This window comes from Streptomyces sp. NPDC046716, from assembly GCF_040645755.1.
Classification (GTDB): domain Bacteria; phylum Actinomycetota; class Actinomycetes; order Streptomycetales; family Streptomycetaceae; genus Streptomyces.
In genome coordinates this window covers 121,810-133,471 of record NZ_JBEYYU010000019.1, presented here as the reverse complement: position 1 = coordinate 133,471, position 11,662 = coordinate 121,810, and the positions used below count along the sequence as shown (strand labels likewise).

Sequence of the window (11,662 nt, the reverse complement as noted above, 5' to 3'; positions counted from 1 at the left end):
TCGACACGCTCAACAACGCCAAGGACATCACGGTGTTCGCGCCGACCAACGACGCGTTCGCGAAGATCCCGAAGGCCGACCTCGACAAGGTCCTGGCCGACAAGGCGCAGCTCACCAAGATCCTCACGTACCACGTCGTGGGCCAGAAGCTGGCGCCCAAGGACCTGGAGAAGGGCTCCTTCGAGACGCTGGAGAAGTCGAAGCTGACGACGTCCGGCTCCGGCGAGAACTACAAGGTCAACGACAGCGCGAACGTGGTCTGCGGCAACGTCAAGACCGCCAACGCCAACGTCTACATCATCGACTCCGTCCTCATGCCCAAGAGCTGAACGAGTCCTCGGGCTAGGCCACGCGCCGGCCCCGGAGCGGAGTTCGCGACAGCGTACTGCGGCCCTGTGCGGCGGTGAGGAGTACTCACCGCCGCACAGGGCCGAGGCGTTTCAGGTGGGACCGGCTCAGCCCCATCCGCGAAGTAGGTCGCTTTTCAAGCGCCGTCGAGGAGCGTTGAGCGTTCGGCTCACGCCCTCACCTGGCAGAGGGAGAGCAGGCAGAGGTTGCCGCCCTGCACCAGCCCGATTCCCCCCTCGCTCGGCTCGTCGGAACCGACGGAGCAGCGAGAGAGCAGGCACAGGTTGAAACCCTGCGTTCCGCGATAACCCGTGTCAGTGGCCGTCCGAGCCCCTGCCGGTTGCTGCGCCGACGCGCTCTCCGCGGTGGCCGGGGAGCCGGAAGCCGACGCCGCGGTGGCGCCGGCCAGGCTCAGAGCCAGCACGCTGCCCGCAACAGCCGTGGCACGTAGCGATATGACCCATCGTGGACCGTACATCTGTAGATGCTCCTCTGTGTTCGCCTCTGACGGCGCGGATGCGCATCAGGCCATCGGAAGTGATCCGTAGCCGCACGGCGGTCCGGATGGGTTCCCTCTTCCGGGTGCCGACGCATGCCTGGACTCCCGCCGTTTTCCGCATGAACCGGACTGAGTACGCACTGGTAACAAAAGGTGTCTTGAGTCACACACCAATCCGTAGCCCCACGCGTCGCGGATCACCCATGAAAGGCGGCGCAGCGCGAACTTCGCGTTCGCACCGGTTGCAGGAACATCAAGAGGGGTGGTCGACGGTGTCGACGCTGATCAATTCGGCACGGTGGTGGGCCCATGTCTGAGGAGCAGAACACCGTGCGGCTCCCGCTGACCGCGGCACAGGAATCCCTGTGGTTCGCGCATCACCTGCGTCCGGCGGACAGCGCCTTCACCATCGCCGAATACGTGGACATTCAAGGGGACTTGGATCTCGGCACACTGCGCAGGTCCGTCACCCTGGTGACGCGGGAGATCGAAGCGCTGCGCACGACGGTGCCCGACGAGCCGTTCGACGGAACGCCGATCCAGTGCGTCCATGCCGATCCGACCGTCACGATCCCGTCCGTCGACCTGTCAGCGAGTGCGAACGCCGAAACAGACGCCCACCGGGCCATGCGGCAGGACTTGGCCACGCCCGTCGATGTCGCACAGGGTCCGGTGACGGCCTTCACGCTGTACCGGCTCTCGTCGTCCCGGCATCTGCTGTACCTGCGCACGCACCATCTGGTGCTGGACGGCTACGGAGCCGCGCTGGCGCTGAGCCGAATCGCCGAGACCTACGGCCTGCTCGTCGCCGGGGACACCCCGACTCCCAGTCCGCTGCCCCTCGGACCCCTGGTGTCCGAGGCCCGGCAGTACACGCAGTCGGCCCACTACGCCGAGGACGCCGCGTACTGGCGCGGACAGCTGGCCGGCGCTCCCCGTGCCGAACGGCTCACGGACCGCGCGGTGGCGCCGGATTCCCGGGTGCTGCGGCGTTCGGTGGTGCTGGAGGGCGCTCAGTGGCGACGGCTGCGCGACGGGGCACGACAGGCCAGGGTCGCCTGGCCCGCGCTCTTCGTGGCCGGCATGGCTGCCTACACCCACCGGATGCGGGGCGTGGAGGATCTGGTGCTCGGCATGCCGGTGACGGGTCGTCGCGGCCGGACGGCGCGGCAGACCCCGGGCATGATGTCGCAGATCGTTCCTCTGCGGCTGCGCCTGTCCGCGTCCGACTCGGTCCAGGACCTGTTGCGACAGGTGACGACCGCCATGCGCGGAGCACTGCGGCACCAGCGCTTCCCGGCGGAGGAGCTGCGCCGGGAGCGTGGCCTGACGCGAGGCGAGCCCCTGGTCGGGCCGGCCGTGAACGTGCTGGCCTTCGGCGAGAAGCTCCGGTTCGGTCCGGCGACCGGCACGCTGCACAACCTCAGCCTGGGCCCCGTGGAGGACCTCACACTGGCCGTGCACCCCACCCCCGGCGGCCAGGGAGCCCGCGTCGACCTGCTCGCCAACGCCGCGCTCTACGACGAGGATTCACTCTCCGGGCACCTCGATCGGGTCCTGCTGGTGACCGAACAGTTGGTCATCGATCCGGGCCGGCCGCTCAGCGCACTGGAACTCCTCGGCCCGCAGGAACAGGACCGAATAGTGGCCATGGGCACCGGAGCGCCTGTCGCGTTGCCCGGCTCGGGCGACCGCGCCCTGCGTGCCCGGTCCGAGGAGCCCACCCTGCCCGAGACGCTGGCCCGGCTGGCGCGGGAGGTACCCGACTCGCCGGCCGTGGACGACGGGGCGCGCAGCCTGAGCTTCGCCGAGTTGGACCGGGCCGTCGACGCGGCGGCTTCCGCTCTGCGGGCGGCGGGCGCCGGTCCCGGCACCACGGTCGCGGTCGCCCTGCCCCGCTCGGTGGACACCGTCGTGGCCCCGCTCGCCGTGCTGCGCAGTGGTGCCGTCTACCTTCCGGTGGACGTCTCCTATCCGCCCGAGCGCATCGCGTATTTGCTGGCTGACGCCGCGCCCGTGATCCTGATCTGTGCCACGGACAGCCCGGTGGCACGCCTGGCCCCTGAGGACACGAAGGTGCGCGGACTCGTGGGGAACAGCGGCGAAGCCCCCTCTGCTTCCGCGTCGTTCGCGGGGCCGCGCGGCGAGGATGCCGCCTACCTCGTCTACACGTCGGGCTCGACGGGCCGGCCCAAGGGGGTGCTGGTCGAGCACCGCTCGATCAGCAACCTGCTGGCCCATCACAGGCTGGAGTCGCACGCGAGCGGAAAGGCCGTCCGAGGGCGCGGGCTGCGGGTGGCGCTGACCGCCGCCACGTCGTTCGACGCCTCCTGGGATCCGGTGCTGTGGATGCTGGGCGGCCATCACCTGTACATCGTCGACGACGCCACGCGTCGCGATCCCGAGGCGCTGGTCGGCTTCCTGCGCGCCGAGCGGATCGACGTCATCGAAACCACGCCCAGCTTCCTCCAGCAGCTGCTGGCCGCCGGACTCACCAGCGCGGACGACGAGCACCGTCCCACCGTGATCGCGCTGGGCGGCGAGCCGGTGCACGAGGAGCTGTGGCAGCGCCTGTCCGGCGACCGCGATGTGCTGGTCTACAACTTCTACGGGCCGACGGAGACGACGGTGGACGCCGTCACCGCCCGCGTCGGCGGCGAGTCGCCGGTCATCGGACGGCCGGTGCGCGGTGCCCGCGCCTACGTGCTGGACGCCTCGCTGCGGCTCTTGCCGTGCGGAGCCACCGGCGAGCTGTACCTGGCCGGCGAAGGGGTGGCCCGCGGTTACGCGGGGCAGTCCGGGCTGACCGCCGACCGGTTTCTGGCGGATCCGTTCGGGGAGCCGGGCGAACGGATGTATCGCACCGGCGATCTGGTGCGCTGGAACACAAAGGGTTCGCTGGAGTTCGTGGGCCGCAGCGACAGCCAGGTCAAGGTCCGCGGTCACCGGGTGGAGACCGGTGAGATCGAGTCCGCGCTCCTCGCGCTGCCGGGGATCGCCCTGGCGGCGGTCACGGTGCGCTCCGACGGGCCGGGCGGGGAATCGCTGGCCGCCTACCTCGTGCCCACCGCCGACGCGGCGGGTCTGCGGGTGCGCGACGACCAGCGCCCCCTCCGCGACGCTCTGTCGGCGCGTCTGCCCGGCCACATGGTTCCCGCGGCGTACGCGGTCCTCGAACGGCTGCCGCTCACCGCGAACGGAAAGCTCGACGCTGCCGCCCTTCCGTGCCCCACGGCTGTCGCTTCCGTTCCCAGGAGTACTCCGCGCACCGTCACCGAAACAGCGGTCTGCGCGTCCATGGCGGACGTCCTCGCGCTGTCCGGGGTCGGCCGCGACGACGACTTCTTCGCCCTCGGCGGTCACTCTCTCCTGGCCACCCGTCTGCTCGCCCGGGTGGCGGAGCGGACCGGAATCCGGCTGCCCGTACGGGCGCTCTTCGCGGCGCCGACCGCCGTCGCTCTGGCGGAACTGGTGGACGCCGAGCGCGAGAAGAACCGGCCCGGCACGGCACACGACCGTCCGGGGACCGGTCCGCGTCCCGAGCGCCTGCCCCTGTCCGCCGCCCAGCAGCGCCTGTGGACGCTGGAGCAGATGGGCGAGGGCGGCGAGCGCTACCACATCCCAGTGGCCGTCCGGCTCGACGGTGACCTCGACGTCGACGCCCTGCGGGCCGCCTTCGCCGATCTGCTGGCGCGGCACGAGAGCCTGCGGACGGTCTACCGGGAGGACGCGGAGGGGCCCCACCAAGTCGTGCTGTCGGCCGCCGCGTGCGGAGTCGAGCTGCGGAGTGTCCTCGCCCGGCGCGAGTGCGGGCCCGCGGACTTCCCCGCGCCCCGGTTCGACCTCGCGCGGCAGCCACCTGTGCAGGCCCTGCTGGTGACCGCGGGAGAACAGAAGCCGGCCACTGCGGGAGAGCAGGACGGTGACAAGGGTTCGCACCTGCTGCTCCTGACGCTCCATCACATCGTGACCGACGGCTGGTCCATGGGGCCGCTGGTCCGTGATCTGTGCGCGGCCTACCGGGCCCGCGCCGGAGGGCGGGAACCGCGGTGGGAGCCGCTGCCCGCCCAGTACCCGGACTACGCGCTGCGACAGCGCGCTCTGCTCGGCGACCGCGAGGACCCCGACTCGCTCGCGGCACGGCAGCTGGCGCACTGGCGGACCGTGCTGGCGGACCTGCCGCCCGAGCTGCCCCTCCCCCACGACCGGCCGCGTCCGGAGCGCGCCACGTTCCGCGGCGGGCGGGTGCCGCTGCGTCTCGACGCGGCCGAGCACCGCGCACTCGTCACGCTCGCCCGGGAGGCGGGAGTCAGCCCGTTCATGGTCCTGCACGCCGTACTGGCCACCCTGCTGCATCGGCTGGGCGGCGGGGACGACATCGTCGTCGGTACCCCGACGGCGGGACGCGACGAGGAGGAGTTCCACGATGTCGTGGGGTTCTTCGTCAACACCCTTGTCCTGCGGGTGGACGCGGGCGGCGACCCCGTCTTCCGTGAGCTGCTGGACCGGGTGCGGGAGACGGACCTGAGCGCCTACGGCCGGCAGGATCTGCCGTTCGAGCAGTTGGTGGAGGCGCTGGCCCCGCCGCGGTCGCTCTCCCGGCACCCGCTCTTCCAGGTGATGCTCGCCCTGAACAACACGCGTGCTCCGCGGCTCGACCTGCCCGGTGTCCGGGCGGAGGTGCTGCGGCCCGCGCGGACGACCGCGAAGTTCGACCTCACCTGGGACTTCACGGAACTGCGCGACGCGGACGGCCTGCCGACCGGCCTGACCGGCGAACTGGAGTACAGCGCCGAACTGTTCGACGAGAGCACGGTACGCCGCTTCGCCGACCACTTCGTGCGGCTGCTGAGGTCGGCGCTCGCCACCCCCGACGCGCGGCTGGGCTCACTGGAGATGCTCACGGAGGACCAGCGCCGCGCGGCCCTCGACAGCGGACCGCAGGACGGCTCCGTGGAGCGGGGTCAGGAGCTGGTGCACAGCGTCTGCGACGTGCTGGAGACGCAGGCGGCGGTGACCCCGGGCCGCACCGCGGTGGCCGACGGGCGCCGCACGGTGTCCTTCGGCGAACTGACCGCCGAACTGCACGGCGTGGCCCGGCGCCTGACGGCCGCCGGCGTCCGTCCCGGTGACCGCGTCGCCGTGGCGCTGCCCCGGACCGTGCGGCAGATCGCCGCCGTCTTCGGCGTGCTGCGCGCCGGCGCCGTGTACGTGCCGCTCGATCCTTCTCATCCGGCGGAGCGCAATGCTCGGATTCTGGAGTCCGCGCAGCCGGTGCTGCTGCTGACCGAGCGGGCCTGCGCCGCGGAGTTGCCGGTCACGCGCACACCCGCGCTGTACGTGGAGGAAGCGCCCGGCGCGGAGCCGCCGGCGGGGGCGCTGCCCCCGGAGTGCCCGAGGGGAGCGGACCCGGCGTACGTGCTGTACACGTCCGGCTCCACCGGCCGGCCCAAGGGAGTCGTCGTCGAGCACCGCGCGCTCGCGAATCTGCTGCGGCATCACGGGCGGCGGCTGATCGAGCCCGCCGAGCGGGCCAACAACGGCCGGCCCCTGCGCGTGGCGCTCACGGCGGCGGCGACCTTCGACGCCTCCTGGGACCCGCTGTTGTGGATGGCCGCCGGGCACGAGCTGCACCTGGTGGACGACCGGAGCCGTCGCGATCCGGAAGCGCTGATGCGGTTGCTGCACGAGCGGCGCATCGACGTGATCGAGACGACGCCGTCTTTCCTCGAACAGCTGCGTGCCTGCGGTCTGTTCGCACCCGGCAAGCCCTGGCCGCGCGTGGTGGCCCTGGGCGGGGAGCCGGTGCACGAGAGGCTGTGGCGGGAGCTGGCCGAGCTGTCCGGCGTGGCGGTGTGGAACCTGTACGGGCCGACCGAGACGACCGTGGACAGCGTGATCGCCCCGGTGGCTCCCGGCTCGGGTCCCGGTATCGGTCACGCGGTCACCGGCATGCGGGCCCGGGTCCTCGACGCGCGGCTCGGCCCCACGCCGCCGGGGGTCACGGGTGAGCTGTACCTGGCCGGGGTCGGTGTGGCCCAGGGGTATGACGGGGCGACGGGCATGACAGCCGACAGGTTCCTCGCCGACCCCTACGGGCCTGTGGGCAGCCGCATGTACCGCACCGGCGACCTGGTGCGCAGGCGTCCGGACCACTCCCTGGTGTTCGTGGGCCGCACGGACTCCCAGGTCAAGGTGCGCGGATTCCGCGTCGAGACCGGCGAGGTGGAGGCGGCCCTCACCGCGCACCCGGCCGTGCGGCAGGCGGTGGTGACCGTTCGCGACGCCGACGGCGGCGGCAGGCTGGTCGCCTGGGCGGTGCCGCAGGCCGGCGCCGAGCCGACGGTCGGCCAGCTGCGGTCGTTCGTCGGCGAGCGGCTTCCGGCGTACATGACGCCCGCGCAGCTCGCGCTGGTGCCGGACATTCCGCTGACCGTGCACGGCAAGACGGACTTCGGCGCGCTCCCCGATCCGGGGACGGTTCCGCAGGAGCGGGGCGAGCGTCCACGGACCCCGCAGGAGGAGATCCTCTGCGCGCTGTTCGCCGAGTGCCTCGGCACCGGCTCCGTCAGCCGCGACGCGGACTTCTTCGCGCTCGGCGGCCATTCGTTGCTGGCCACCCGGATCGTCAACCGCGTACGGGCGGCGTTCGGCGTGGAGATCACGGTCCGCGCCCTGTTCGAGGATCCCACCCCGGCCGGACTCGCCCGGCGCCTCGACGGCGCCGCGCGCGGCCGTCCGGCACTGCACGCCCGGGCCGACCGGCCGGCGGACCTCGCGCTGTCCTCGGCTCAGCACCGGCTCTGGTTCCTCAACCGGATGCGCGCCGACGACGCCTCCTACAACCTGCCCATGGCGGTCTCCTTGCGGGGACGGCTGGACGTCGGCGCGCTGCGCGGCGCGCTCGGCGACCTGGTGGCCCGGCACGAGAGTCTGCGCACGGTCTTCCGCGACACGGCGGACCGGCCCGGCACCCCGGCCCAGCGCATCCTGTCCCCCGGCGAGGCCCGACCGGCACTCACGGTCACGCCCAGCACGCCGGACCAGGCACCGGAGTCGCTGCGCAAGGCGGCCCGCGAGGGGTTCGACCTCGCCCGTGACCTGCCCCTGCGCGCGAATTTGCTGCAGATCGGTGCCGAGGAACACATCCTGCTGCTGACGGTGCATCACATCGCTGCCGACGGGTGGTCCATGGGACCGCTGGCGCAGGACCTGGCGGCCGCGTACGCCGCACGGGTCGCCGGCCGCGCCCCGGGCTGGGCGCCGCTGCCGGTGCAGTACGCCGACTACGCCCTCTGGCAGCGCGAGCTGCTGGGCGGTCCAGAGGACCCCGACAGCGTGCACACACGCCAACTGGCTTACTGGCGAACCGCGTTGACGGACGCCCCGACCGAACTGGCGCTGCCCGCGGACCGGCCGCGCCCGGACGTCGGCTCCGGACGCGGCGGCAGCGTCCCCCTGCCGCTCACGCAGGACGACGGCCGACGGCTCGCGGAACTGGCCCGCCAGGAAGGCGCCAGTACCTTCATGGCGCTGCACGCGGTGCTCGCCGCGCTGCTGGACCGGTTCGGCGCGGGAGAGGACATCGTCGTCGGCAGTCCGGTCGCCGGCCGCACCGACGAGGCGCTCGCCGGTCTTGTGGGCTTCTTCGTCAACACCCTGACCCTGCGGGTCCGCACCGACGACGACCCGGACTTCCGCGGCCTGCTGGAGCGGGCCCGCGAGACCGACCTGGCCGCGTACGCGCATCAGGACCTGCCGTTCGAGTCGCTCGTGGAGCACTTGGCGCCCCCGCGGTCGCTCTCCCGGCACCCGCTGTTCCAGGTGATGCTCTCCCTCAACAACGCCGGCCGTCCCGCGCTCGACCTGCCCGGCCTGCACGCCGAGGTGCAGGGCGTTGACACGGCGGCGGCCAAGTTCGACCTGTCGTTCAACTTCTCCGAGCAGTCCGGCGGCGGAGAGCTGACCGGCGAGCTGGAGTTCGCCCGCGACCTGTTCGACACGGCCACGGCACGACGCCTGGCCGATGCCTTCGTCGCCCTGCTCCGGCTCGTCGTGGCGGACCCGGACGCCCCGCTGTCCCGGCACGACCCGCTGGACCGAGCCGCATCGGTTCACGAGGGGCGCGGGGCGAAGAGGGCCCCGCTCCACCCGACGGTGACCGCGGGCTTCGGGGCCACCGTGGCGGCGGCGCGGAGCAGCGACATCGCGGTGCGCTGCGGCCCGCAGGCACTCTCCTTCGCCGAACTCTCCCGGGACAGCGCCCGCCTGGCTCATCTGCTGCGGGCGCACGGGGTGGGCCCGGACCGTACGGTCGCGGTGCTGCTGCCGCGCTCCACCGGCTCGCTGACCGCGCTGCTCGGTGTGCTGGCCGCGGGCGGTGCGTACGCCCCGCTGGACGACGCCCTGCCGCAGGCGCGGGTGGCCGCCGTGCTGGCGGACGCGCGGCCCGCCGTGGTGCTGGCGACGGCGGCGACCGCCGACCGGGTCCCCGACGGGCCCTGGCAGGTGATCCTGCTGGACTCCGCCGACACCCTGGCGGCGCTGTCCGTGCTCCCCGGCGAACCGCCGCGGGACGGCGCGCCCGGGCCCCGGGACGCGGCGTACGTGCTGCACACCTCGGGCTCCACCGGACGTCCCAAGGGTGTCGTCGTGGAGCACCGGTCGCTGGCCCAGTTGTGGGAGCACCACCGGCACACGCTGTTCGCGCGGGCGGCGGCCGGCGGGCGCAGGCTACGGGTGGCGCTGACCGCCTCGCTGTCCTTCGACGCCTCGTGGGACCCGGTGCTGTGGATGTTCGACGGGCACGAACTCCTGGTCGTGGGCAACGACACCCGCCGCGACCCGGCGGCCCTCGTCCGCGCCGTGCGCGAGGAACGAATCGACGTACTGGAGACCACCCCGAGCCACGCGGCGGCCCTGCTGGACGCCGGGCTGTGCGAGCCCGGGCCCGCCGGGCACCGGCCCGCCGTCCTGGCGCTCGGCGGCGAGGCCGTACCGCCCGGCCTGTGGCAGCGGCTGCGCGCCGTGCCCGGCCTCACCGTGTGGAATCTGTACGGCCCCACCGAGGCCACCATCGACACCTTGTACGCGCCGCTGCACGACACCGATCGTCCCGTGCTCGGCGATCCCGTCGCCGGGACCCGCTGCTACGTCCTCGACCGGCATCTGCGGCCCGCCGCGCCGAACGCGACCGGCGAGCTGTACCTCGCGGGCGCGAGCCTGGCCCGCGGCTATCTCGGCCGGCCCGCCGAGACCGCCGCCCGGTTCGTGCCGGACCCGTTCGGCCCGCCGGGCGAGCGGATGTACCGCACCGGCGACCTCGTACGCCGCTCGGCGGACGGCCGACTGGAGTTCATCGGCCGTGCCGACGGCCAACTGAAGGTGCGCGGCTTCCGCGTGGAACCGGCCGAGATCGTCGCCGTACTGGAGCGGCAGCCCGGCATCGCGCGGGCGGCCGTGGCGCTGCGCTCCGTGGGCGCGCGGGACGCCCACGGCACGGAGCAGTTGGTCGCCTACGTGGTGGCCAGGAGCGACGTCGCAGCGGCCGAGCCGGACCGCGACGCGCTGCGTAGGGCCGTCGCGGCCGAGCTGCCCGGGTACATGGTTCCGGCCGCGTTCGTCGCTCTCGACGCGCTGCCGCTCACCGCGAGCGGCAAACTCGACGGTGACGCTCTCCCGACGCCGCGCGACGAGCACCTGGCGCGCGGGACGGGCCGGGCCCCGGCCGGACCGCGCGAGGACCTGCTGTGCGCCCTGTTCGCGGAGGTCCTGGGCATCGAACAGTGCTGGGCCGACGACGACTTCTTCGCGCTCGGCGGCCACTCGCTGCTCGCGGCGCGCCTGCTGGCGCACGTACGCGACGCCACCGGGACGGACCTGGGCATCCGCGCGCTGTTCGAGACGCCGACCCCGGCCGGCCTCGCGGCCGCACTCGCCGCGCGCGAGGCGGAGTCCGGTGACGCCCGACCGGGCGAGGACCTGGCCTCCCTGCTGCCGCTGCGCGTCAGCGGCGCTCTCCCGCCGCTGTTCTGCGTGCATCCGGCCGGCGGCCTGGCGTGGTCCTACGCGGGGCTGCTCCAACACGTCGCCGACCGGCCGGTGTACGGACTCCAGACGCCCAACCTGGACGGCACGCGGTCGTTCCCGGAGAGCATCGAGGCGATGGCGGCCCAGTACGTCGCGCAGGTGCGCACGGTGCAGCCGCACGGCCCCTACCGGCTGCTCGGCTGGTCCTTCGGCGGCAACGTCGTCCAGGAGGTCGCCGTCCAACTCCAGGAAGCGGGCGAGGAGGTGGCGCTGCTGACGGTGCTGGACGCCTTCCCCGTGCCACCCGCCGACGGTCTGGAGGACGCGGGACGCGATGTCGTCTTCCGCGCCCTGCTGACCGCCCTCGGCCTCGACCTGTCCGCCTGGGACGCCGACGCCCCGCTGGACGCGGCCGCCGTGCGCGACGCGCTGCGGGAGACCGGCAGCCCGCTCGGCGCGCTGGAGCCGGAGACCATCGAGACCATGGTCGGCAACTTCGCCGCCCAGGCCCGGCTGATGCGCGGCCACGTCCCCCGCGTCTTCAGCGGCGACGTGCTCTTCTTCCGCGCCACGGAGGAGGACCCCGCGAACGGCCTCGTCCCCGCCCTCTGGGACCCGTACGTCGACGGCACTCTCCAGGTGCACGACGTGCCGTGCGGCCACGCCCAGATGCTCCGCCCCGACTCCCGGGCCCTCATCGGCCCCGTCCTCGACGCGGCGCTGCGCACCACATGACCCGGGCCGGCCCGGCGATCGAAGTGCGCACGAAATCAACCCGGTTCACCC

The 11,662-nt window shown here is 73.2% G+C and carries 2 protein-coding genes; both read left to right on the top strand.

Annotated elements, in window-relative coordinates:
- Nucleotides 1-329 (top strand): fasciclin domain-containing protein (locus tag ABZ930_RS16975; protein WP_361548233.1); only part of this gene is annotated, 329 nt, incomplete at its 5' end.
- Between the two features lie 827 nt (nt 330-1,156).
- Nucleotides 1,157-11,611, top strand: coding sequence for an amino acid adenylation domain-containing protein (locus ABZ930_RS16970; RefSeq protein WP_361548230.1), 10,455 nt, complete (start codon nt 1,157-1,159; stop codon nt 11,609-11,611).
- Nucleotides 11,612-11,662: the final 51 nt, after the last annotated feature.

Excerpts from the sequence above, each read along its gene's own strand:
- ABZ930_RS16970 (WP_361548230.1), top strand. The coding sequence starts at position 1,157 with ATGTCTGAGGAGCAGAACACCGTGCGGCTCCCGCTGACCGCGGCACAG.